The organism is Pseudothauera rhizosphaerae (assembly GCF_004801305.1).
GTDB classification, from domain to species: Bacteria; Pseudomonadota; Gammaproteobacteria; order Burkholderiales; family Rhodocyclaceae; genus Pseudothauera; species Pseudothauera rhizosphaerae.
Genome location: NZ_SSOD01000008.1, coordinates 134,285 through 156,174, shown reverse-complemented (window position 1 = coordinate 156,174; position 21,890 = coordinate 134,285). Strand labels below are relative to the sequence as shown.

Genomic DNA, 21,890 nt, shown 5'->3' with positions numbered 1-21,890 from the left:
GCATGGACGGCGCGCTGTTCACCTCCATGCTGTTCGCCACCGTGGTGGCCGGCACCCCGCTGGTCATCGTCGCCCTGGGCCTGCTGGTGAGCGAACGCGCCGGGGTGCTGAACCTGGGCGCGGAAGGCATGATGGCCATGGGCGCGGTGGCCGCCTTCGCCGCCACCCACGCCAGCGGCAGCCCCTGGCTGGGCGTGCTCGCCGGCATGGGCGCAGGGCTGGCGGTGGCGCTGGTGTTCGCCTTCCTCGCCTTGACGCTGCAGGCCAACCAGGTGGCCGCGGGGCTGGCGGTGGCGATCTTCGGCGTGGGGCTGTCGGCCTTCGTGGGCAAGCCCTTCGAGTCGGTGGCGCTGCCGGCGGTGCCGCCCATCCGCATCCCCTTCATCGCCGACATCCCGCTGATCGGCGAGGCGCTCTACAACCAGCAGGCGCTGGTGTATTTCTCCTGGGCGCTGTTCTGGGCGGTGCTGTGGTTCCTGGCCAGGAGCCGCGCCGGGCTGGTGCTGCGGGCGGTGGGCGAGGCGCCGGCCGCCGCCCACGCCATCGGCCACCCCGTGATCCGCATCCGCTACCTGGCGGTGCTCTTCGGCGGCGCCATGGCCGGCATCGGCGGCGCCTTCCTGTCCGTGTTCTACACGCCCATGTGGGCCGAGGGTCTGGTCGCCGGGCGCGGCTGGATCGCGCTGGCGCTGGTGGTGTTCGCCACCTGGCGGCCCCTGCGCGTGCTGGTGGGCGCCTACCTGTTCGGCGGGGTCATGATCACCCAGCTCTTCATCCAGGGCTCCGGGCTGCAACTCGACTTCCCGGCCCAGTTCCTGTCCTCGCTGCCCTATTGGGCCACCATCGTCGTGCTGGTGATCATCTCGCGCAATCCGAATACCATCCGCCTGAACTCGCCCGCGTCCCTGGGCAAGCCTTACCGGCCGGACGCCTGATTCCATCCATCCACTTCCGGAGACCTCCCATGACCGACCGCCGCCAGTTCCTGTTGTCCGCCAGCGCCGCCGCGCTCGCCGCTGCCCTGCCCGGCAGCCTGCTCGCCCAGGAGGCCACCCGCATCGGCTTCGTCTACGTGAGCCCCATCGGCGACGCCGGCTGGACCTTCCAGCACGACCTGGCGCGCAAGGAACTGGAAGCCGCGCTGGGCAGCAAGGTGCAGACCAAGTACGTGGAAAACGTGGCCGAGGGTGCGGATGCGGAACGGGTCATCCGCGAATTCGCCGCCAGCGGCCACAGGATCGTGTTCGCCACCAGCTTCGGCTACATGAACTACGTGGAGCGCGTGGCGCGCCAGTTCCCCCAGGTCACCTTCCTGCACGCCACTGGCTACAAGTCGGGGAAGAACTTCGGCCACTACAACGCCCGTTTCTACGAAGGGCGTTACCTCACCGGCGTCATCGCCGGGCGCATGAGCAAATCGAAGGTACTGGGCTACGTGGCCGCCTTCCCGATCCCCGAGGTGCTGCAGGGGATCAACGCCTTCACGCTGGGGGCAAAGAGCGTGAACCCCGACGTGGAGGTGCGGGTGATCTGGGTGAATGCCTGGTACGACCCGGGCAAGGAGCGGGAAGCGGCCATGACGCTGATCAGCCAGGGCGCCGACATCGTCACCCAGCACACCGATTCCACCGCCGTGGTGCAGGCCGCCGAGGAGCGCGGCGTGCATGCCTTCGGCTACCACTCGGACATGTCGAAGTACGGCCCCAAAGCCCACCTGACCGCCACTACCCACCACTGGGGCGACTTCTACACGAAGACGGTGAACGAGGTGCTGGCCGGCACCTGGAAGCCGGCCGGCGTGTGGGGCGGCTTCAAGGACGACATGGTGCGCCTGGCGCCGCTGAATCCGGCCATCCCCGCCCCGGTGCGGGATGAGGTGGCGGCGCTGCAGGACAAGCTGCGCACGGGCGGTTTCCACCCCTTCACTGGCCCTATCGTGGACCAGGCCGGCAAGGAACGCCTGTCCGCCGGTGCGGTCATGGATGACGTGGCCCTCGGCAAGATGGACTTCTTCGTGCAGGGCGTGGCGTCCCGGCTGCCGAACGCCCGCTGAGCCCGGCCGGTGGGCAGGGGCACGAGCATGGCTGATCCCGCCCTCCGCGCGGTGCGCGGGGAGATCGTCCACTTCCTGGCGGACCCGGCCGAGCGCGGCCCGGCCGCCACCGAACACTTCCCCGACGGCCTGCTGATCCTGCGGGACGGCCGGGTGGCCGAATGCGGCCCCGCCGCCGACCTCCTCCCCCGCCTGCCGGCCGGTACGCCGGTGGAGGACCGCAGCGGCAGGCTGATCATGCCGGGCTTCGTGGACACCCACATCCACTACGCTCAGACCGACGTCATCGCCAGCCACGGCGAGCAACTGCTGGCGTGGCTGGAGAAATACACCTTCCCGGCCGAAGGCCGCTTCGCCGATCCGGTCCACGCGGCGGAGGTCGCCGGCTTCTTCTGCGACGAACTGTTGAGGAACGGCACCACCACGGCCATGGTCTTCGCCACCGTGCATCCGGCCTCGGTGGATGCCCTGTTCGAAGCCGCGCAGGCGCGCCGCATGCGCCTGATCGCCGGCAAGGTGCTGATGGACCGCCACTGCCCGGACTTCCTGCGCGACACGGCGGAATCCGGCTACCGGGAGTCGCGGGCGCTGATCGAACGCTGGCACGGCCGCGACCGCCTGCTCTACGCCGTCACCCCGCGCTTCGCCCCCACCTCCACGCCCGAGCAGATGCAGGCCGCCGGACGCCTGTTCGCCGAACATCCGGGCGTGTACCTGCAGTCCCACGTGGCCGAGAACCGGGGCGAGGTGGACTGGGTGGCCCGCCTCTACCCCCACGCCCGCAGCTACCTGGACGTCTACGAGCGCTACGGCCAGCTCGGTCCCCGCAGCGTCTACGCCCACTGCATCTGGCTGGACGACGCCGACCGGGCGCGCATGGCGGCCACCGGCAGCGCCATGAGCTTCTGCCCCACCTCCAACCTCTTCCTCGGCTCCGGACTCTTCGACCTGGCCCGCGCCGACGCCCTGGGCGTGCGCGTCGGCCTGGGCACGGACGTGGGCGGCGGCACCAGCTTCTCCATGCTCGCCACCCTCAACGAAGCCTACAAGGTGCTGCAGATGAACGGCCAGAACCTCCCGGCCGAGCGTGCCTTCTACCTCGCCACCCTGGGCGGCGCCCGCAGCCTCTGGCTGGACGACCGCATCGGCAGCTTCGCAGCCGGGCGCGAGGCCGACTTCATCGTCATCGACCCGGCCGCCACCCCGCTGCTGGCGCGCCGCGTGGCCCAAGCCGAAACCCTGGCCGAACGCCTGTTCGTGCTGATGATGCTGGGCGACGACCGCTGCATCACCGAAACCTGGATCATGGGCGAGCGTGCAGCAGCCCGTGGCGCCACCCGAGGAGAACCCCACCCATGAACCGCCTGCCCACCCTGTTCGTCTCCCACGGCGCCCCCACCTACGCGCTCGAACCCGGACTCGCCGGCGCGCAGCTCGCCGCCTTCGCGGCCCGGCTGCCGCGCCCGCGGGCGATACTGGTGGTGTCGCCCCACTGGATGACCGTGCGCCCGCGCGTGGCCACCACCGCCCGCCCGGAGACCATCCACGACTTCGGCGGCTTCCCCGCCCCGCTGTACGAACTGCAATACCCGGCACCCGGCCATCCCGAATTCGCGCAGCGCGCCATCGACCTGCTGAACGCCGCCGGCTGGCCCGCCCAGGCTGATCCGCAGCGCGGGCTGGACCACGGCGCCTGGGTGCCGCTGAGGCATCTCTATCCCCAGGCCGACGTGCCGGTGTTCCAGGTTTCCCTGCCCGCCTCGCTGACGCCGGAGAGCGCGCTGGCCTACGGTGCGGCGCTGGCCCCGCTGGCGGAGGAAGGGGTGCTGATCGTCGGTTCCGGCAGCCTCACCCACAATCTCTACGAGTTCCGCATGGGGCAGACGGAAGTCCTCGCCTATGCGCGGGAATTCGAAGGCTGGATTCGCGACGCCGTTGTCGCGGGCGACCGCGGGCGGCTCGCCGCCGCACTGGACGAAGCCCCCCATGCCCGCCGGGCGCACCCGACCACCGAGCACTTCCTGCCCCTGCCGGTGGCTTTCGGCGCCGCACAGCCGCCGCTGCCGGCCACCGTGCTGCGGGGCGAGATCCTGTACGGTGCCCTGTCGATGGAGTCCTACGCCTTCGGCGACGTTCCACATGCAGACACGGCGAGCCAAGCCTGCAACGGAGCCTCCCGATGAAGTGCAGCCAGTGCGGTCACGAGAACCGCGCCACCGCCTCGTTCTGCACCGCCTGCGGCACCGCCCTGGAGGCGAAGGCCCACCTGCCGCCATCCGCTTCCCCCACGGTCCGCCGGCGCAAACCACTGCCCGCCATCGTGGCCGCCATCGCGCTGCTCTCCGCCGGCGTCGGCTACTACGTCTACCGCACGGTACCCGCACCTGAATCGCCCGCTCCGACAGCCACCGGGGCGGCGGCCGACACGCCACCCGCTCCGGCCGCTGCGCCGCCTGCGCAAGCAGACGCACCGACGGCCTCCGAATCGGCCCCGCGTGTCGCCGAACCGGCAGGGAAAGCCCCGCCTGCGCCGGCCCGCGCGCCCCATGAACCGGCCGATCCAGCCCCTCGGCCCACACAGGCGCCGCCACCTGCGCCCGCCGGCGAGAGCGAGTGGCTGACGGACTTGCGCCACGAACTGGACCGGTGCGAACAGCTCAACTTCCTGGCCCGCATCCCCTGCCGCGAGAAGGTGCGCTGGACCTACTGCAAGGAACGCTGGAACACCGTGTCCGAATGTGCCACCAGCGGCCAGGACGCCCAGTGACTTCCCCCCGAACCCTCCGCCAATCCCGACAAGGATCCGTAGTACGATGAGCGAAGCCTCCCCCACCCGGCAGGCCAGCGGCCTGCTCGACCTCCTGCTGCGCGCCGGCGACGCCTGGCGCAACTGGCGCGCCCTGGCGCTGCTCGCCGCCACGGCGGCACTGTTCGTGCTGCTCACCGGCCTCGGCAGCGCGGGCGCCGCACGCGGCAACATCCTGCTGACCCTGTTCGCCACCCTGGTCGGCCTGGGCGTGCTCGACATCGGCATCGGCGCTGCCGGCGTGCTGCTGTGGGACCAGGCCGCGGGCGGCACCCCGCGCGGCCTGCGCCCGGCGCTGGTGGACGGCTTCCACTGCGCGCTGCGCTTCCTGCTGCTCGCCGTCGGCGCAGTGGTGCTCACCGCCCTGTTCAGCCTGGCCGTGACCCTGCTGCTGCTCCTGTGCAGGATCCCGGTGCTGGGCGTGGCGCTCTACGCCGTGCTGTTCCCGCTGCTCGCGCTGATGTCGGCGTTCTATTTCGCCGCCTGGTTTCCGTTCTTCGTGCTCGTCGGACCGGCGCTGTGGAGCGGCGCCACGTTGCGCCAGGCCATCGCCAGGCTGTACGCACTGATCAGCCGCAAGCCGGCACAGGCCGTCGTCTCGGTCATCCTGCTGGCGGTGCTGGTCTTCGTGCTCAGTCTGGTGCTGTTCGGCGCAGCGTCCTACGGGGTCCTTTTCGTTTCCGGCCTGAGCGCCTCCGTCCTGGATTTCGGTGCCGGCTTCGGCAGCCTGCTCGGCCGGGCCGGTGGCGCGGGCAGCGGCCCGGCCATCGCCGGCATGATCGGCGGCGGGCTGGTGTATGGCCTCGTCGGCGCCGCGATATTCGCCGCGACCATTCTCGGCAGTTGCCACATCTACCTCCACCTCACCGCCGACATGGACTTCAGCGAGGCGGACGCCGCCCTCGCGGAAGGCGTGCGCAAGGCGCGCGAACAGGCCGCGCGACTCAAGCACGAAGCCGAACGACGCGCCCGCGAGGCACAGGAGGAAGTGCGCCGGCGCGCCGAAGCCGCGCGCACCGCAGCCGCCGAACGCAAGGCGGAGGCCGCGTCCGCGGCAAGCGCGGCACCGTTGGACCTCGGCCCGGCCGAACCGCCGCCCACCGAACCGGGACTCCCCGCGGACGCCGCCGGAACGACCACGGTCCAGGACGGCGAGAATTCGCCGCCGCTACCCGCCTCCACCGACGAGCCCGCCTGCCCGGCCTGCGGTGCTGGCATCGACAGCGAGGATGCCTTCTGCGGCAACTGCGGACATCGCCTGCGGCCGACCGGCTGAACCCGGGAATCGTTCGACGACGGTGGGTGTTCCCCGCCGCGCGCTGCGCGCGGAGGACGCCCGGCCGCTCCCGGTCGCCGTGGTAATCTGGCGCCCCTCGTCCCCGCCGCCTGCCGCCTTCATGCCCCCTGCCGAACCGCCCGCCGCACGCGCCGTTCCCGCCTCCCTGCTCGAAGTCTTCCTCACCTTCACCGCACTCGCCCTGCAGGGTTTCGGCGGCGTGCTGGCGGTGGCCCAGCGCGAACTGGTGGACCGCAAGGGCTGGCTTACGCGGGAGGAATTCCTCGACGCCTATTCGGTGGCGCAACTGCTGCCCGGCCCCAACGTCGTCAACCTGTCGCTGATGCTGGGGGACCGCTTCTTCGGCCTGCCCGGCGCGCTGGCGGCCATTGCCGGCATGCTGGCCGCGCCGCTCGCCATCGTGCTGGCGCTCGCCGCCGGCCATGCCCACCTGGCCGCCCATCCCCAGGTGGCCGGCGCGCTGCGCGGCATGGGCGCCGTGGCCGCCGGGCTGATGGTGGCGATGGCCTTCAAGCTGATCGGCGGACTGCGCAGAAATCCGATGGGCGCGCCGGCCTGTGCGTTGTTCGTGCTCGCCACCCTCGTCGCGGTGGCGGTGCTGCGCCTGCCGCTGGCATGGGTGATCTTCGGCCTCGGCGGACTGGGCTGGTGCACCGCACGCTGGTATCTGTGGCGCGAGGCGCAGCCATGACGGGCACGCTGACCGCGGCCAACCTGGCCGACCTCTTCCTGCACCTGCTCCTGCTGTCGCTGCTGTCCATCGGCGGTGCGGTATCCACCGCCCCCGAGATGCACCGCTACCTGGTCGGCGAACGGGGCTGGCTGAACGACACGGAATTCACCGCCTCGGTCGCGCTGGCCCAGGCCGCGCCCGGCCCCAACGTGCTCTTCGTGCCGGTGCTGGGCTACCAGATCGCCGGACTGGCCGGCGCGGCGCTCGCCATCGTCGGCATCCTGCTGCCGTCCACCGTGCTGTCGCTCAGCGCCAGCCGCTGGGGCCGGGCGCGCCGCGACACGCCCGGCGTGCGCGCTTTCACCGGCGGCCTGGCACCGGTGACCATCGGCCTGCTGCTCGCCACCGCCTGGGTGCTGGCGCGGCCCTTCCTCGCCGAGCCGACCCAGCGTTACGGCGCGCTCGCACTGATGGCGCTGACCGTGGTGGCCATGCTCAAGACCCGCCTCGCGCCGATCTGGCTGATCCTCGCCGGCGGCATGGCCGGCGCAGCCGGCCTCGTCTGAACGCTCAATTCCCGCCGGGCGCCGACCGCCGATCCGCGCCGCGCGCATCGGCGGCAGCCTCGTCCTCCGCCGGTTCGCCCGCGAGCAGGCAGGCCGCAATGGCGGTCGCCAGCCCATCGGCCATGCGTGCCTGGTACGCCGGATCAGCGAGCAGCAGTTCCTCGTCCCGGTGGCGGATCACGCCGGCCTCGAACAGCACGGCGGGCATCGCGGCATGGCGCAGCACCGCCAGTTCGTCGTAGTGATGCACCGCCAGCGCGTGATCCGCATACGCCCGCCGCCGGCCGTTCTTATGCGTGGGCACGAAACCCATGCGCTGCAGGCGTGCCCCCATGGCCCGCGCGCACAGCACGCTGCGCGCCGTGGCGGGATTGTCCCGCGACACGAACAGGGAATGGCCGGCCCAGCGGTCGCTGTAGAACGCCTCCCGCCCCTGCCAGTACCACTGGACGAGTTCATGCTCGCCCACCGAATCGTGGTGGATGGAGACGAGGAAATCCGCCCCCGCCTCGGCCGCCCGCTGCGGGCGCTCACGCAGGGAGCCGATGCGCCCGTCCGCGTTGATCAGCACCGCCCCCAGCCCACGCATGCGCAGGGCCTCCACCAGATGCAGCGCCAGTTCCCGGTTGAAGGAGAGTTCGCTGCGCCCGCGCGCGCTCGTCGCCCCCGGCGCCTGCTCGGTATGGCCGATGTCGACGGCCACGCGCGGCACCGCCCCTGCCGGCGCGCCCGCCAGTGCCAGGAGCAAGCCGGCAAGCGCGATCGCGTAGTGGAACGAGGCCCTGCTCGAATCGGCTGATCCCATGGCGGCACCGCAACCGGAAAGGGGCGAGTTTACGCTGCCCTGCCGCCGCACGGTGCCGGCGGCACCGATCGGCGGCATAATGCCGTCCATCGCCCCGGAGCCCGCCCATGAATCGCGCCGCACACCTGTTGCTGTTCGCCGCCCTGGCCCTGCCGCTGGCCGCCTGCAGCAAGGTCACAGCCGACAACTACAGCCGGCTCAAGCCCGGCATGGCCTACGAGGACGTGCGTGGCATCCTCGGCAAGCCGGACAAGTGCAGTGACCTGCTGGCCGCGCGCAGTTGCACCTGGGGCGACGACAAGAGCTACATCAGCGTGACCTTCGTCGGCGACCAGGCAGTGCTCTTCCAGTCCGAGAACATCCGCTGAGGCGTTTCCCGGCCGGCACTCAGATCGACATCACCAACCGGTTGCGGCCACCGTTCTTGGCACGCAGCAGCGCGCCGTCCGCGCGTTCGAGCAACGCGTCCAGGGTCGGGACGTCGCCGCCGTCCACATGGGCGACGCCCAGGCTTGCGGAACAATGGATGGGCTCTCCGCGCCAGTCGACCACGTGCCCGGCCACCACCGCGCGCAGGCGCTCGGCGACCTGCCTGGCTTCCTCGCGCGAGGTATCGGGCAGCAGCATGGCGAACTCCTCGCCGCCGTAGCGCCCCACGATGTCGGTTTCGCGCAGCACCAGCGCAAACAGCCCCGCCACCTCGCGCAGCGCGTGGTCGCCGGCGGCATGGCCATAACTGTCGTTGATCAGCTTGAAGTAGTCCAGATCCAGCATGACGATGGACAACTGCAGCCCGTTGCGCCGCGCGCGCGCCAGTTCGCGCTCGGCCAGTTCGAAGAAGTGGCGGCGGTTGTGCAGGCCCGTCAGGCCGTCGCGCGTGGCCAGTTCCATCAGGCGCGCATTGGCCAGTTCCAGTGCGGCGGTACGTTCCGCGACGCGCCGTTCCAGATCTTCGTTGCTGCGCCGGAGCACCTCTTCGGCATGGCGGATCGCGGTGATGTCGCGCGAGATGCCGAGGATGTACTCCACCCGTCCGGCCGTGTCGGCCGCGGGCACCATCAGCGTGAGCCAATGCCGCGGCTCGGTCCCTTCGGGGGCGCCGGTTTCCTCGTAGCTCAGCGGAATGCCGTTCGCCACGCATTCGCGGTAGCGGGACAGCACGCTGTCCAGGTAGATGGGCGGCACGATCTGCTCGATCGGCCTGCCCGCTGCCTCGGCGTCGGGCACGCCGATCAGCCGCTCGAGCGCCGGGCTGATCGCTTCGATGAGAAAACGGCCGTCCGGCTCGCAGCGGATGATGAAGATGTTGTCCGGAAAGCGCTGCCACAGGCTCTCGACCACCGGGAAACGGCGTCTCAGCGCGTGGATCAGGCGGGTACGGCGCAGCCTGCGTGGAATCATGTGTACGTCATCGGTCATGGTCTGTCCGTGCGACGGCGTGTAGGATGATAGCCGGATACTCGCCGGCATCACCGGGAACTCGAACACATGTTTGGAGTATGACATCCAATGAACGACAAGACTCTCGATTCCATCGCACTTCACGATCTATTGACCGGCGCCGCCCTGCTCGGCGGCGGGGGCGGCGGCCCACGGGCCGGCGCCAAACCGCTCATCGACTACATCGAACAGCTCGGCAGGCCGGTGCGGCTGAACGCCCTGTCCGAGCTGCCCGCCACGCTGTGGGCCGGCGTGGTGGCCGGCATTGGCGCGCCGGCCGCCGCGACCCACGGCCCCGCCTTCACCACCGCGCCACGCCAGGCATTCACCCGTCTGGCCGCCGCCAGCGGCCGGCAGTTGCTCGCCGTGCTGCCGGGCGAGACCGGCGCAATGAACAGCATCATCCCGGCATTGGTCGCCGCTCAGCTCGGGTTGCCGCTGGTCGATGCCGACAGCGCCGGCCGCGCCCTGCCAACGCTCGGCCTGGCGGCCTACAACTTCGCCGCACCGCCCAATCCGCTGGTGCTTGCCAACGAACCGGCGGAAGGCACGAATGCCGTGGAAGCGGTACTGGACACGCCCACGCCGGCCGATGCCGACGCTCTGGTGCGCGGCCTGGTGGAAACGACGGCCTTCGGTGAAGAAGGCGCATTCTCCACCTGGGCGCTGCAGATAGGGCAGTTGGCGGGGGCCTGCGTGGCCGGCTCGGTGAGCCGCGCCATCCGGGTCGGTGCCGCGCTGCGCCGGGCCAAGGCGATCGGCAGCGACCCGATTGCGGCCGTGCGCGATGCGCTCGGCGGCCGACTCGTGGTGCTGGCGAGCGGCCCCATCACCGCGGTCGCCACCCGCGAAGGCGGCGGGTTCGATATGAGCCGTGTGATTCTGCACGACGACACGGCGGACGTCGCCGTGATCGCCCAGAACGAGAACCTGCTCGCCTGGCGCACGGACAAGGACGCCCCGCTCGCCGCGGCGCCGGACACCCTGGCCTGGCTCACCGCAGACGGCGAACCGCTGTCCAACGCCGAGATCACCGCCCAGACGGTCGGCACCCGCGTCCACCTGCTCGGCATCCCGGCCGATCCCCTGCTGCGCCGCGAACCGCTGGCCGGACGCTTCACGCAGTTGCTGGCACAGGTGGGGTTTTTCGGTAATGCGCCGGTGCTCTTGTGGGGGGGTGATCGTTTTGTCACAACCCAGGATTCTGTGAGATAACCCGGAACGCCTTGGGGCGCGCGGGTTTCAGGGCGTCGGCGTGCCCGAAAACCAATCTGGCACAATTCGCGAAAAACGGGCGCAGTCCAGTCAGTTTTGCACTGAAAACGGCACAGATCGGATGCAGGTCGAACAGCGCTGCGGCGGAGTCGTTGTCGGCCTGGTCGTCGTAGCGTCGGAGTTGGCCGGCGGCGGCGTGGAGGGTGGTGAGGCGGAATAGCACGGTGGCGCCGTTACCGCGCGGCGGGTCGTCGTCATCAGACTGTCGGCGTACCCAGCGCCTGAGCCAGTCCATCTGCTGGTCGTCTTCGCTCCCCATGCAGGGGAGTATGCCGCCACGCTAGGTACGCCGGGCCTCCGTAAAACAGCCCTCAAGCCGCCTTATTCTTGCCCTCTCCCACGCCGGTGGCGGTAATTAGGTTGTCGTCGAGCGCCCTGCGATAGAGCTGGACCGCGCGGGCGGCGATGCAGTCCGCCTCGGCTGCGCTGTAGCGGGGGTCTTCGAGTACGCCGATGATGATGGCGCGCATGGCCGCTTCGTTGAGGGGCGCGGCCTGGGCCGCCGCATTGAGGGCGACCTGCAGCTGCTCGGCCCGGGCGCGCCAAGCGGCCGCTTCATCGAGTTCGGAGAGCAGCATTGGACCTTCGCCGGTCAGCAGCCAGTTGGCGTTTATGCCGGCACGCACCATTGCGCCGATCATCTGACCGCCAGGCATCCCCTTCCCAGCTTCATTGTCCTGGAGGCCACGTTTAGACGTGGCTCCAGCGAGCGCTGCCAAGCGGTCCTGCGTCAGGCCGACAGCCTTCCGAGCTACCTTGATTCGCTCCCCAATGGCAGGTACCGACAGGTTGACGCTTTCGATGGAGAAAGCGTCAACCGAAAGCGTCAACTCGTTTTTCTGTTGACGCTTCATGTAACCACCTGATTGAAAATAAAAAACACGTCAAACCTCGCTTTTTGCGAGTCGCTGAAAGCATAAAGCACGTCAAACCGGTTGACATGGCACGTTTCAACGTATTAAATGCCATCCATCGCAACCCGACCAAGAACTGCGAACGATGGCAACCGCATCCGCGAAAAAAGCCAGCCAACAGGACTGGCACCCGGCCGACATTAAGGCCGCTCTGGAGAAGAAGGGATGGACGCTGCGCGCCCTGGCGGCGCATCACGGCCTGTCTTCGTCTTCTCCGCTTTCCCACACCTTCCTGCGCAGCTACCCGCTGAACGAGAAGCGCATCGCCGAGGCGATCGGCGTGCCCGTGCAGCGGATTTGGCCGAGCCGGTATTTCAAGGACGGCACGCCCCGCCTGCGCGGGCTGCGCGGCATGCGCAGGAGTGCCCAGTCTACCGCGCTGGGTTGCCAACGCAATGGCAATAGCAGGGAGGCGGCGTAGACATGAGCACGGCCACTACTCCCGCCGCGCTCGACGCGGTCAAAGCTCGCCGCATCACCGGTGGCGCCATTGTGACGATCACCCGAGCGGACGGCCGCGTGCATCGATACCGGGTCGGCCTGCGGCGCTACAACCGACTGCGTGACGTCATGGGGTCCATCGCGGTCTGTATGGCGGCTATTTCGTGGGCGCAGGGTTCGAGTGCCGCATCCGTGAAGTCCGTGGGCTGGCTGAATCCCGCCGCTGGGTTGCTCGCTCCCGGGGTCGCCGTGCCAAGCATTGGGCGGGCAACTGAGATGCGCCGCGCGGCCGACCTGCTGACGCCGGATCTGTTCGAGGTGCCGGCGCCGGTGCGCCCGATCCCCGGCGCGCTGGCCGTGGGGCCGGCGCTGCGCGGGCTGCTGTCGGACCTGCTCAAGCGCAGTCCGCTGTCCCGCCACGACGTGGCCGCACGCATGAGCGAGCTGACGGGCGACCACATCAGCAAGCATCAGCTCGACTCCTGGACGGCCGAGAGCCGCGACGCCTGGCGCTTCCCGTTTGAGTACGCCCCTGCCTTCGAGGCGGCGCTCGAAACCCACGAGCTGGGCGCTTGGTATGCCGATCTGCGCGGGGCGCGCCTGTCCGTTGGGCGCGAGGCGCTGGAGGCGCAACTGGGCCGGGTGGCGCAGATGCGTGACGAACTGGCCCGTCAGGAGCGGGCGCTGAAGAAGCTGCTGGGAGAGCAGGCATGAGTACGCGCGTGACACTGGCCGAGGTCGCGGATGCTCTGGGTGTGTCGAAACAGGCGGTCGCGCAGCGCGCAGCGCGTGAGGCCTGGCCCTTCGAGACCGAGATTGTGCGCGGTGGCAGTCGTCGCCTGTACGACTCGGCCGCTCTGCCGAAGGGCGTGCAGAAAGCCGTCAAGGCGCGCGCCACGCGCATCCAGCACGCGGCGGTGGCCGCCGGCCAAGCGGCCGACTGCGAGGCGGCGCAGAGGATGCTGGAAGAAGTCGCTCGCGCCGGCAGGCTCAAAGGGGCCGAACTGGCCACGGCGGCCGAGCAGGTGCGGGTGGACGCCCTCCTGAACCGCCGGAGCGCCGGCATCGAAATCCTGCGGCGGTGGCCGAAGCTCACCGCCAACCAAGTCAAGCGCATGCAGGCACGGCTGGAGATCGTGCAGGCGTACCAGCGCTGGATCGCCGCCGAGGGGCAGCGCCACGGCAACAAGGCGCTCAACGGGTTCGCGGCCAGCTACTGCGCCACGGCCGGCGCGGCGTGCTCGCCGGATACCTGCGAGTCCGTGCGCAAGCTCTCCGGGCGCAACCTGCGGCGCTGGGTCGATGGTTTTGCCGCCACGGGGCTGGCGGCGCTGCTGGACGAGAAGGACGGCCGGGATAAGGCGGGCCACGGCAAGATCGAGGACCAGCCGGAGATCCGTGAGTTGGTGGTGGGCCTCCTGGTGGAGTTCCCCCATGTGAAGGATCAGCGGATTGCCGAGGCGATCAGCGCGCGTTTTGGCACACGGCTCGCCCCCGTTACCGCCAGCCTCAAGGCGGCGCAGGCCGAGGGACTGCTGGCGCGTCCCGACGTGGATGCGATCCGCCGCTTCCGCTTGGCCTGGCTGAAGGAGCGCGCCAGCGCGTACCTGGCGCTGCGCAACCCGGACAGGTGGAAGAATCAGCAGATGTTGGCCTTCGGGGACGCGTCTGAGGACGTAGTGCGCCCGAACTACCGCTGGGAGCTGGATTCCACGCCGGGCGACGTGCTGCTGCTAGACCCGGACGCGGCCTCGGGCACGGCGCGTTATGCGGTGCTGGGCGCGCTGGATGTGTTCACCCGCCGCGGAAAGCTGCTCGTGGCGAAGACCAGCAAATCGGCCGCCATCGGCTCACTGGTGCGCCGTGCGCTGACGGACTGGGGGTGGGTCGAGCGCGTGAAGCACGACAACGGCTCGGACTACTGCGCTCATTACCTGCAGACGCTCTTTCATGCCATCGGCACCGATCCAGAACTGTGTGCGCCGTTCTCGGGCTGGCAGAAACCCCACATCGAGCGCTTCTTTAAGACCTTCAATCACGACCTGGTGGAGTTGCTGCCGGGCTACATCGGCCACAACGTGGCCGAGCGCAAGGAACTGGAGGCCCGCGCCTCGTTCAGCGAGCGCCTATTCCAGAAAGACGGCGTACTCGAAGTGCGCATGACGGCCACCGAATTTCAGGCCTTCTGCGACGAGTGGACCGACAACGTCTATGCGCACAACCCGCACGCCGGGCTAGACGGCCGCACACCTTTCGAGGTGGCTGCGAGCTGGTCTGAGCCCGTGGCGCGCATCGCAGACGAGCGCGTGCTGGACGTGCTGCTGATGCCGCTCGCAGGACGGGACGGCTACTTCAGCCTCCAAAAGAAGGGCATCCGCATCAACCGCCATGACTACATCGCGCCGGAGCTCGGCGCCTACAACGTGGGCGCGCGTTTCGCGGTGCGCCAGGACGTGGCTGACGTGGGCCGGGTGTTCGTGTTTGACGACGAAGGCACCTTTGTTTGCGTGGCGGTCTGCCCCGATCTGACCGGTATTTCCCCGGCCGAGATCGCCGCCGCGGCCAAGGCCGTGCAGCGGCGTGTGGTGCGGGAAGAAAAAGCCGTCCTCAAGCGTACCGCCCGCAAGGCGGGTGCCAAGGAAATCGTGGCCGAGATCCTGCGCGAGCGTGCGGCGAGTGCCGGAAAGCTGGCCACCATGCCGGTCCGCGGGCCGGCGCACACCACAGCCGCCATCGACGCGGCCGGCCAGGCAGCCCGCGCAGACGCACGCGCCCCCGCAGTGGCGGGGCAGATGGTGATCGGCGGCCGGGTGGTGTCCGCCACCCGCCTGCCGACAGCGGCGGCCGAAGTGACCGAGCTTGCGCCGGCCATCCGGAAGTCCCGCTCCGAGCGCAGCGCGGCGGAGAACTACGCCGAGTGGCGCGCCCTGAAGGAAGCCTTCGAGCGCGGTGACCCCCTGGCGGACGTTGATTTCCGCTTCATGAAGAGCTGGCTGACCTCTGCGCAGGGACGGATGTTCCTGCGCAAGGTCGGCTGAATGAAAACGGCCGGCGCGCTTGATGGCACAAGCAGCCGGCCAGCCCCGAAACCCACCACAGGAAACAAGGCACGCCGATCATGACCCAGACCGCCCAGATCCACAACCTGGAACTCGTCCGCATCGCGGTCGAGCGCCTCACCATCCGCACCGCCGGCCTGCCGGGGTTGGCTGCGCTGTACGGCCCGGCCGGCTACGGCAAGACCACGGCCGCCAACGCCGTGGCCAACGAGACCCGCGCCTACTTCGTGCAGATGCGCAGCGCCTGGACGCGCAAGACGCTGCTGGAAAAGGTGCTGATCGAGATGAGCATCAAGCCCCACGGCACCATCCCGGCCATGCTCGACCAGGCGTGCACCCAGCTCGCCGCCAGCGGCCGCATGCTGATCATCGACGAGTTCGACTACTGCGTGCGCTCGGATTCCATGGTCGAGCTGGTGCGCGACCTGCACGAGGGCGGCGGCGCCGCGCCCATCCTGCTGCTGGGCGAGGAGCTGCTGCCGCAAAAGCTCAAGAAGTGGGAGCGCTTCCACAGCCGCGTGCTGAGCTGGATTCCGGCGCAGCCGGTGAGCCTGACCGACGCCGCCGCCCTGGTGCCGATCTACTGCCCGGACGTGGCTGTGCGCGGCGATCTGCTGGAGCGCCTGGTGAAGTTGTCCGGCGGCAGCGTGCGCCGGGTGGCGGTGAACCTCGCCGCCATCGCCGAGGCCGCCGCGGTGGAAGGCTGGGGCGCGGTCGACCTCGGCACCTGGGGCGATCGCCCGCTCTATACCGGCGACGCGCCGCGCAGGGGGGTGTGAGATGCAGCTATTCGTATGCATCATGATCGGCGAGGCCGACCATGCCGCGTAAGCCCGTCACCGAACTGCGCGGCGGCCTCTCCCCGCGCCAGCGCATCTGGGCGGCCATCCGCGATCGCGGCGGCCGCGAGCTTTGGTGCATCGACGACATCGTCGATACCACCCGGATCAACCGGGAGCTGGGCGGCACCGTGGATGCGGCCACCACCCGCACCTACGTTGTATGCCTGCAGCGCGCCGGCATCGTCCAGCTTGCGGAAATCGAACCCGGGCCCCGCGGCCGCAAGCGCTACCGCCTGGCGCGCGACGAAGGCATCGAAGCCCCCCGCGTGCGCAAGGACGGCAGCCGCGTCACCCAGGGGCTGGCCCAGGAACAGATGTGGCGCACGCTGCGCATGCTGGGCAACGGCGACACCAACGCCCGGGAACTGGCCGCCCACGCCAGCAGCAGCACCGCCACCGTGGCACTGCGCGCCGCCGAGGACTACCTGCAGACGCTCGCCACCGCCGGCTACCTGGAATGCACCCAGCGGGGCCACGGCACCGGCCGCGGCGGCGTGCCCGCCCGCTACCGCCTGCGGCCGGACCGCAACACCGGCCCCAAGCCGCCCATGGTGTGCCGCACCCGCGTGGTCTTCGACCCTAACCTGCTGGCCGTGGTGTGGGCGCCCGCCGTTACCGAGGAGGATGCCGATCATGGCCGGTAACGATCCCACCCCTGCCGTCGACTGGAAGACCCTGCTGCACCAGGCCGTGGCGGACGCCAACCAGGCCGGTGGCCGCGGCGGTGTCACCCGCGTTGCCCGCTGCCTGGGGGTCTCCCGCGCCTACGTCAGCCAGGCGCTCAACGGCCTGCGGCCCCACGTGCCGCCGGCCTTCATCGCCCGGGTCATCGACCGCCTGCACGTAGTGGCCGAATGCCCCGCATCCAACCAGCCCCAGCCGCGCAGCGAATGCCGGCGCCTGGCGCTCGGCGCGGCCCCCACCCACAACCCCCTGGCGATGCGCTTCTGGAAGGCATGCCAGAGCTGCCCCCATCGCCCGGAGGAAACCGCATGACTGCCCCTGTTCAACCCTTGCCGTGCCTGACGTGGGGCTACCGCCCCAACACCGACCCGACCCTGCCCGGCTACATCGTGGATGGCGACGGCGGCACCGTCGCCAACGTCCAGCCCGGCGGCCTCGCCCTGGGCGTGCTGCTCGCCATGGCCCCGGAGATCCTCTCCGACCTCTGCGCCGTGGTGCTGGCCCTCGTCCAGCAGGACGAGGACTACCGCCGCGAGCACGGCATCGACCTGGGCGACATCACGCCGAAGGACGCCCTGCGGGAGGCCATCGGAAACGCCGTCGCCACCCTCGCTTACGCCGCCGAAGCCGGGCTTCCGGTGGAACTGCCCGGCCTGGCTCAACTGGAGGACACCCTGTGAACGCCGATATCGTCATCCCCCTGGCCGCCCACCGCCCGCCCCGCGTGCTCAACGCCGACACCCTGGACCGCCTGTCCCGGCTCAACGCCACCGTGCGCAAGCTGCGCTCCTGGGGCGCCACCGTCCTGGACGAAGAGCTTGTTGGCCGCTGGCCCGTCGCCGGGCACACGGCCGTGCGGATCGCCCGCCCCAGCGGCAACCTGTTGCGCGTTCTGACGGCCTCCGTGCACGGCTGCACCCGCATCACCGGCGCCCACGGCGTGTACGTGCTGCTCGTGCTGGACGGCGTGCGCCTCGTTTGGCTGGAGGGGCAGTCGTGAGCGCGCCCGCCGAAACCCTCAACGCCATGGCGCCGGAACTGCTCGATGCCCTGGTGCGGCTGGTGACTGCCGTGCTCGAATTCGGCCCGTCGGACCGTGCCTGGATGGTCGTGCGTGGGGACGGGGAGAGTCGGGCCGAAGTCTATGTCTCCGCTAGGGGGGTGGACGCCGCTGCCCGCGACGCCCTGCGCCTGCTCAACTACGCCGCCGACCGTGGCCTGCCGTGCCGGGTGGTGCTGTGAACGCCCCGCACCCCGCCCCGGACCGGCACTCGCTCACCGCCCGCATCCTGCGGCACATCGAGCGCGCCACCAGCAAGGCCCCCGCCCGCGCCGCCGACGTGGGCCGGGCGCTGGGCATCGAGCCCGGCACCCTGGACGCCGCCCTGGACCGCCTGCAGCGCCACCGCGCCATTGCCACCGCCCGCATCCAGCGCGCCGGTGACGACGAGATGTGGCTCGCCATCTGGCCCACCGGCATTCACGTCGAGACCGGCAGCTGGACGGGCAACAGACACAGCGCGCTCTTCCCCGCGGATGTCCGCCCGCGGCGCTTCCCCGCCGCCCCGGACCCGCAGCGCGACCCGCGGCCGGACCTGAGCAAGCCGGCCGCCCCCCCCGATGCAGCACCGCAGGTCGCCCCTGCGGGTCAAGAGGGGCCGGTCGCGCCGGCTCACGAGCCGGCCAGGCCGATGGCGCGCGCGGGCTCCGCCGCTGGCGTATCCAGCGATCCCGCATCCACTCAGGGGACCACCATGACCGCCTCCGCCTCGCGCCGGCTGCCCGGCCAGCTGAGCGACCACATCCGCCAGATCGTCGCCGGCCTCACCGCCGACCATGGCATCAGCGCGAAATCCATCGGCGACATGCTGGGCGTGACCCAGGCCACCGTCTCGCGCACCCTCGCGAGGCTGGTATCGGCCGGCGATCTGGCCACTATCCAGCGCCCTGGCCGCCGCGGTCAGGTCTGCTGCTACTACGACCCGGCCGCCGGCGCCGGTGAGCCGGACGCGGCGCACCGCATCGAGCCCGCCCCCGACGCCGATCCGGCCACGGACCTCTCCCTGAGCGGAGCCGCCTGCCCCGACATGACCATCCGCTTCGCGCTGTGGGATGACGGCGCGCTCGACATCCTCGACGGCGCCGTGCTCACCCAGCTCCCGCGTGAGGCCGTCGCCCGCCTCGCCCTGCTGCTGGCCGGGTACGCCCAGCAGCAGGGAGGCGCCGCCCAATGACTGCCCGCCCCCTCGGCCACCTCTCCGGCCCCTTCAGCCTCTCCGGCCAGCTCGCCGGCCTCATGGCCGCGCTTGAAGCCGCGGCCGCCCCGCCGCCGCCAGCGGAAAACGCCCGCAGCCGCGAGCGCGACAAGCGCCGCGCCCGCAGCGCGGCCAGCGCCAACCACCTGCGGCGCATCGCCCTGGGGGCGCTCGACCACGCGGGCCAGCTCGACGCCCCGCGCCTCGCCGCACTGCGGCCGGATGTCACCACCGGGCAATGGGGCTGGGTACTCGCCACCCTCGTCGCCGCCGGCCTGGTGGAGCGCGCCGGCCGCACCGGCCCCACCCGCACCAACCGCTACCGCATCACCCCCGCCGGCCGCGCCGCCATCGCGCCCGGCGCCGACCACCCTCTCACCCGCATCGGAGCCTGACCCATGACCCCCCCCGTTACCCTCGACCAGATCCGCGCCGCCGTCGACCGCCTCGCCGTGGCCCACACCGCCACCACGGCCCGAGCGGCCCTGTGCCATGACGAAATCAAGGCCGCCATCCAGCCCATCTACGACCGTCACCGCGCCGGCATGGACGCCGCCGCGGAAGAAGAAGCCGCCGCCCACCGCGCCCTCATGAGCCTGCTGGAAGGCGCCCCGCAGCTCTTCGAGAAACCCCGCAGCGTCAGCGTCAACGGCGTGCGCGCCGGCTACCGCAAGGCGGAAGACTCCCTCGACTGGGGCGACGACGCGGCCCTCATCAAGCGCATCCGCGCGCTGCTGCCCGCCCAGGCCGACCTGCTCATCCGCACCGAAGAAACCCTGGTCGCCGACGCCCTGGCGCAACTGCCCGCCGCCGCGCACCAGAAGCTCGGCATCAACCGCATCAGCGGCGCGGACAACCCCTTCATCACCATCGGCGCCGCCGACGTGGAGAAGCTCGCCCAGGCCCTGATCGCCGACGCCATCCGCCGCCAGGGCGACGACGACAAGCCGAAGGAGCGCAAGGGCAAGGCGAAGGCGAAGAGCAAGGAGGTGGCGTGATGAATAACCCCTTCCGTTACCGCCTCTCCGATGGGCGCGAAGTCGAGACCCAGGCGCGCCGCGTGCTGGAGGTGCAGGCCGATGCCATCGTCGAGCACCTGGCCACCGGCGGCCGCGATGCCACGCTGCCCGGCCTGGGCAAGCTCAAGCTCTCCGCCCGCATCACGCGCACCGGCCGCAATCCCCAGACCGGCGAGCCGGTGCAGATCCCGGCCCGCGTCGTCGTCAAGTTCGCCCCCGCCAAGGCCCTCACCGACGCCATCAACCCCTAGACCCGCCTGGCTCGATGGCCTGCCCCGCGGGCCATCCGGCAAGCCGAGTCCCACCCCACCCAGCGGAGGCCGCCATGCGCCCGATAGCCGAGACCTTGATCGCCATCCTGCACCGCGCGCTGCTGTGGCTGATGCCCATCGACGAGGAGTGACACCATGAAACGCGAAATCGACGCCCATACCAGCCTGTACCGCCAGGCCCCCGCCCGCTGCCGGCGCACGGACTGGCTGCTGCGCCAGTTCGTCGAGGACATGCGGGCCATCCTGCGCACCAACCCCGAGCACGAGAAGGTGCGCGTCCTCATGGCCGACCGCGGCGTGCCGCTGCACGTGCAACAGCGCGTGCTGGCGGGAGGTGTGTGATGCCGGAACGATTTATCCGGGAGCGGCGCTATATCGTCCTCAAGCTCTCCGACATCCGCCGGTATCTGAACGACGACGCCATCCGGCGGCTTGAGAACATCGAGCAGCGCGTGCAGCGGGAACAGTGCGAACACCGCTGGCTGCTGTGCCCCGAAGCTGATACGGGCTATTGGTGCCTGCACTGCGGTGCCAGCCGTGGTGACATCCCGGAGGAAAGCTGACATGGCCGCATCCGCCCCCCTCGCCGCCCAGATCGCCGCGCGCAAGCGTGCCATCTTCGCCGCCTGCAAGGCCGCCGGCCTGGATGACGACGCCCGCCGCGCCGTCATCTACCAGGTCACCGGCCGCCACCGCAGCCTCACCGACTGCACCCTGGCCGACCTCAACGCCGTGCTCGACCATCTGAACCGCGGCCAGCAGGGCTACCAGGGCCGCAAGCGCGTCACCCCCGCGCCCGAGCGTGCAGCCTTGCTCGGCAAGGTGGATGCCATGCTGGCCGAGCTGCACCGGGTTACCGGCCAGGTGCACACCCTGCGCTACGCGGATGCCATCGCAAAGCGCAACGGCTGGGCCGAATGCGTCGACTTCGCCGACGAGAAGGCCCTGCGCAACATCGTCGGCGCCCTCAACCGCACGTTGCAGTTCAAGAAGGCGGGCAACTAGCCCCCATGAAAGCGGATCTCCAGATTCTGGAAGGCGACCTGCCGCCCACCGTGAAGAACCTCCTGCGGCTCGCCGGCTGGCGCGGCGCGTTCGCCCTGGTGCGGGAGATGCCCGGCGCGCGCATCTACTGCCCCGCCGCCGGCCGCCCGCGGGACGAGGCGCGCTATGCCCAGGTGGCCGAGCTCACCGGCGCCGCCGCCGCACGCCGCATCTACGCCGAGTACCGGGGCGGCATCCTGGAGATTCCCAACTGCCGCGCCGCCTTCGCCGCCGCGCGGGACCGCTGGATACGCGCCCGGTACGACGCCGGCGCCGGCGCGGAGGAGCTGTGCCGCGCCACCGGGCTGTCGCGCCGCCGCCTCTTCGAAGTGCTCAAGGAGGCCGACCGCCAGGCCGCGCCCGACGAGCGCGCGGGCGACTGGCGCGGGCAGATGGGGTTGTTTTGATGACGCATGGCACGGACGCGGCCGGCGTGATAATGGCA

The 21,890-nt window shown here is 70.6% G+C and carries 32 protein-coding genes; 28 read left to right on the top strand and 4 right to left on the bottom strand.

The window, feature by feature from the left end:
* Nucleotides 1-2: 2 nt before the first annotated feature.
* The 8 genes from E6O51_RS12070 (at nucleotide 3) to E6O51_RS12035 (ending at nucleotide 7,395) form a co-directional block, all read left to right on the top strand.
* Nucleotides 3-935, top strand: a complete 933-nt coding sequence (locus E6O51_RS12070) for an ABC transporter permease (protein WP_136385233.1) — start codon at nucleotides 3-5, stop codon at nucleotides 933-935.
* A gap of 29 nt (nucleotides 936-964) precedes the next feature.
* Nucleotides 965-2,053, top strand: a complete 1,089-nt coding sequence (locus E6O51_RS12065; RefSeq protein ID WP_136385232.1) for a BMP family ABC transporter substrate-binding protein — start codon at nucleotides 965-967, stop codon at nucleotides 2,051-2,053.
* Between the two features lie 27 nt (nucleotides 2,054-2,080).
* The gene (gene guaD / locus E6O51_RS12060) at nucleotides 2,081-3,412 is read left to right on the top strand and encodes a guanine deaminase (protein ID WP_136385231.1); all 1,332 of its coding nucleotides are present in this window, start codon (nucleotides 2,081-2,083) and stop codon (nucleotides 3,410-3,412) included.
* On the top strand, nucleotides 3,409-4,236 hold the full coding sequence (locus E6O51_RS12055) for a DODA-type extradiol aromatic ring-opening family dioxygenase (protein ID WP_136385230.1): 828 nt from the start codon (nucleotides 3,409-3,411) through the stop codon (nucleotides 4,234-4,236). Before guaD ends, E6O51_RS12055 begins: the two co-directional genes overlap by 4 nt.
* Nucleotides 4,233-4,820 carry a zinc-ribbon domain-containing protein gene (locus E6O51_RS22385; RefSeq protein ID WP_136385229.1) on the top strand — a complete coding sequence of 196 codons (588 nt, stop codon included), beginning with the start codon at nucleotides 4,233-4,235 and terminating at the stop codon, nucleotides 4,818-4,820. The genes E6O51_RS12055 and E6O51_RS22385 overlap by 4 nt, the downstream gene beginning before the upstream one ends.
* A gap of 46 nt (nucleotides 4,821-4,866) precedes the next feature.
* Complete coding sequence (locus E6O51_RS12045; RefSeq protein WP_136385228.1) at nucleotides 4,867-6,135, top strand: zinc ribbon domain-containing protein; 1,269 nt, start codon at nucleotides 4,867-4,869, stop codon at nucleotides 6,133-6,135.
* A 121-nt stretch (nucleotides 6,136-6,256) separates the two neighbouring features.
* The gene (locus E6O51_RS12040) at nucleotides 6,257-6,847 is read left to right on the top strand and encodes a chromate transporter (protein WP_136385227.1); all 591 of its coding nucleotides are present in this window, start codon (nucleotides 6,257-6,259) and stop codon (nucleotides 6,845-6,847) included.
* The gene (locus E6O51_RS12035; RefSeq protein ID WP_136385226.1) at nucleotides 6,844-7,395 is read left to right on the top strand and encodes a chromate transporter; all 552 of its coding nucleotides are present in this window, start codon (nucleotides 6,844-6,846) and stop codon (nucleotides 7,393-7,395) included. Before E6O51_RS12040 ends, E6O51_RS12035 begins: the two co-directional genes overlap by 4 nt.
* A gap of 4 nt (nucleotides 7,396-7,399) precedes the next feature.
* Here the strand turns inward: E6O51_RS12035 and E6O51_RS12030 are convergent, their stop codons facing one another.
* Nucleotides 7,400-8,200, bottom strand: a complete 801-nt coding sequence (locus tag E6O51_RS12030; RefSeq protein ID WP_136385225.1) for an N-acetylmuramoyl-L-alanine amidase family protein — start codon at nucleotides 8,198-8,200, stop codon at nucleotides 7,400-7,402.
* Nucleotides 8,201-8,307: 107 nt separating this feature from the next.
* On the opposite strand from E6O51_RS12030, the gene E6O51_RS12025 reads away from it, so the two are divergent.
* Nucleotides 8,308-8,568, top strand: a complete 261-nt coding sequence (locus E6O51_RS12025) for a hypothetical protein (RefSeq protein ID WP_136385224.1) — start codon at nucleotides 8,308-8,310, stop codon at nucleotides 8,566-8,568.
* A 19-nt stretch (nucleotides 8,569-8,587) separates the two neighbouring features.
* On the opposite strand, the gene E6O51_RS12020 is transcribed toward E6O51_RS12025, so the two are convergent.
* Nucleotides 8,588-9,619, bottom strand: coding sequence for a GGDEF domain-containing protein (locus E6O51_RS12020; protein ID WP_168735257.1), 1,032 nt, complete (start codon nucleotides 9,617-9,619; stop codon nucleotides 8,588-8,590).
* Between the two features lie 90 nt (nucleotides 9,620-9,709).
* On the opposite strand from E6O51_RS12020, the gene E6O51_RS12015 reads away from it, so the two are divergent.
* Entirely contained in the window at nucleotides 9,710-10,855 is a 1,146-nt protein-coding gene (locus E6O51_RS12015; protein WP_136385222.1) for a DUF917 domain-containing protein, read from the top strand.
* Here the strand turns inward: E6O51_RS12015 and E6O51_RS12010 are convergent.
* Nucleotides 10,830-11,174, bottom strand: coding sequence for a hypothetical protein (locus tag E6O51_RS12010; protein ID WP_136385221.1), 345 nt, complete (start codon nucleotides 11,172-11,174; stop codon nucleotides 10,830-10,832). The genes E6O51_RS12015 and E6O51_RS12010 overlap by 26 nt on opposite strands.
* Nucleotides 11,175-11,226: 52 nt before the next feature.
* Nucleotides 11,227-11,769 (bottom strand): helix-turn-helix domain-containing protein, encoded by a 543-nt coding sequence (locus tag E6O51_RS12005; protein ID WP_136385220.1) that lies wholly within the window; start codon nucleotides 11,767-11,769, stop codon nucleotides 11,227-11,229.
* Between the two features lie 145 nt (nucleotides 11,770-11,914).
* Between E6O51_RS12005 and E6O51_RS12000 the strand changes: the two genes are divergently transcribed.
* From E6O51_RS12000 to E6O51_RS11920, 18 genes are all read left to right on the top strand, one after another.
* Nucleotides 11,915-12,250, top strand: coding sequence for a helix-turn-helix domain-containing protein (locus E6O51_RS12000; protein ID WP_136385219.1), 336 nt, complete (start codon nucleotides 11,915-11,917; stop codon nucleotides 12,248-12,250).
* Nucleotides 12,251-12,546: 296 nt separating this feature from the next.
* Entirely contained in the window at nucleotides 12,547-12,984 is a 438-nt protein-coding gene (locus E6O51_RS11995; protein ID WP_136385218.1) for a hypothetical protein, read from the top strand.
* Complete coding sequence (locus tag E6O51_RS11990) at nucleotides 12,981-15,308, top strand: Mu transposase C-terminal domain-containing protein (protein ID WP_136385217.1); 2,328 nt, start codon at nucleotides 12,981-12,983, stop codon at nucleotides 15,306-15,308. The genes E6O51_RS11995 and E6O51_RS11990 overlap by 4 nt, the downstream gene beginning before the upstream one ends.
* Nucleotides 15,309-15,388: 80 nt before the next feature.
* A complete protein-coding gene (locus E6O51_RS11985) occupies nucleotides 15,389-16,108 on the top strand; it encodes an AAA family ATPase (protein WP_136385216.1) in 720 nt (239 codons plus the stop codon).
* A gap of 41 nt (nucleotides 16,109-16,149) precedes the next feature.
* Nucleotides 16,150-16,815: a hypothetical protein gene (locus E6O51_RS11980; protein WP_136385215.1), complete on the top strand. Its 666-nt coding sequence runs from the start codon at nucleotides 16,150-16,152 to the stop codon at nucleotides 16,813-16,815.
* A complete protein-coding gene (locus E6O51_RS11975) occupies nucleotides 16,805-17,167 on the top strand; it encodes a helix-turn-helix domain-containing protein (RefSeq protein ID WP_136385214.1) in 363 nt (120 codons plus the stop codon). The genes E6O51_RS11980 and E6O51_RS11975 overlap by 11 nt, the downstream gene beginning before the upstream one ends.
* On the top strand, nucleotides 17,164-17,535 hold the full coding sequence (locus tag E6O51_RS11970) for a hypothetical protein (RefSeq protein ID WP_136385213.1): 372 nt from the start codon (nucleotides 17,164-17,166) through the stop codon (nucleotides 17,533-17,535). Before E6O51_RS11975 ends, E6O51_RS11970 begins: the two co-directional genes overlap by 4 nt.
* A complete protein-coding gene (locus E6O51_RS11965; protein WP_136385212.1) occupies nucleotides 17,532-17,855 on the top strand; it encodes a hypothetical protein in 324 nt (107 codons plus the stop codon). Before E6O51_RS11970 ends, E6O51_RS11965 begins: the two co-directional genes overlap by 4 nt.
* Nucleotides 17,852-18,097 (top strand): hypothetical protein, encoded by a 246-nt coding sequence (locus E6O51_RS11960; protein WP_136385211.1) that lies wholly within the window; start codon nucleotides 17,852-17,854, stop codon nucleotides 18,095-18,097. The genes E6O51_RS11965 and E6O51_RS11960 overlap by 4 nt, the downstream gene beginning before the upstream one ends.
* Nucleotides 18,094-19,089, top strand: coding sequence for a winged helix-turn-helix domain-containing protein (locus E6O51_RS11955; RefSeq protein WP_136385210.1), 996 nt, complete (start codon nucleotides 18,094-18,096; stop codon nucleotides 19,087-19,089). The genes E6O51_RS11960 and E6O51_RS11955 overlap by 4 nt, the downstream gene beginning before the upstream one ends.
* Nucleotides 19,086-19,505 carry a hypothetical protein gene (locus tag E6O51_RS11950; RefSeq protein ID WP_136385209.1) on the top strand — a complete coding sequence of 140 codons (420 nt, stop codon included), beginning with the start codon at nucleotides 19,086-19,088 and terminating at the stop codon, nucleotides 19,503-19,505. The genes E6O51_RS11955 and E6O51_RS11950 overlap by 4 nt, the downstream gene beginning before the upstream one ends.
* A 3-nt stretch (nucleotides 19,506-19,508) precedes the next feature.
* Nucleotides 19,509-20,108, top strand: coding sequence for a hypothetical protein (locus E6O51_RS11945; protein ID WP_136385208.1), 600 nt, complete (start codon nucleotides 19,509-19,511; stop codon nucleotides 20,106-20,108).
* Entirely contained in the window at nucleotides 20,108-20,380 is a 273-nt protein-coding gene (locus tag E6O51_RS11940) for an HU family DNA-binding protein (RefSeq protein ID WP_136385207.1), read from the top strand. The genes E6O51_RS11945 and E6O51_RS11940 overlap by 1 nt, the downstream gene beginning before the upstream one ends.
* A 14-nt stretch (nucleotides 20,381-20,394) precedes the next feature.
* Nucleotides 20,395-20,532 (top strand): hypothetical protein, encoded by a 138-nt coding sequence (locus tag E6O51_RS21860; RefSeq protein WP_168735255.1) that lies wholly within the window; start codon nucleotides 20,395-20,397, stop codon nucleotides 20,530-20,532.
* A 4-nt stretch (nucleotides 20,533-20,536) separates the two neighbouring features.
* A complete protein-coding gene (locus E6O51_RS11935; protein ID WP_136385206.1) occupies nucleotides 20,537-20,743 on the top strand; it encodes a hypothetical protein in 207 nt (68 codons plus the stop codon).
* A complete protein-coding gene (locus tag E6O51_RS11930; RefSeq protein ID WP_136385205.1) occupies nucleotides 20,743-20,964 on the top strand; it encodes a hypothetical protein in 222 nt (73 codons plus the stop codon). The genes E6O51_RS11935 and E6O51_RS11930 overlap by 1 nt, the downstream gene beginning before the upstream one ends.
* Nucleotide 20,965: 1 nt before the next feature.
* Nucleotides 20,966-21,406, top strand: coding sequence for a phage protein GemA/Gp16 family protein (locus tag E6O51_RS11925; RefSeq protein WP_136385204.1), 441 nt, complete (start codon nucleotides 20,966-20,968; stop codon nucleotides 21,404-21,406).
* Between the two features lie 5 nt (nucleotides 21,407-21,411).
* A complete protein-coding gene (locus E6O51_RS11920) occupies nucleotides 21,412-21,852 on the top strand; it encodes a Mor transcription activator family protein (RefSeq protein ID WP_168735254.1) in 441 nt (146 codons plus the stop codon).
* Nucleotides 21,853-21,890 lie beyond the last annotated feature (38 nt).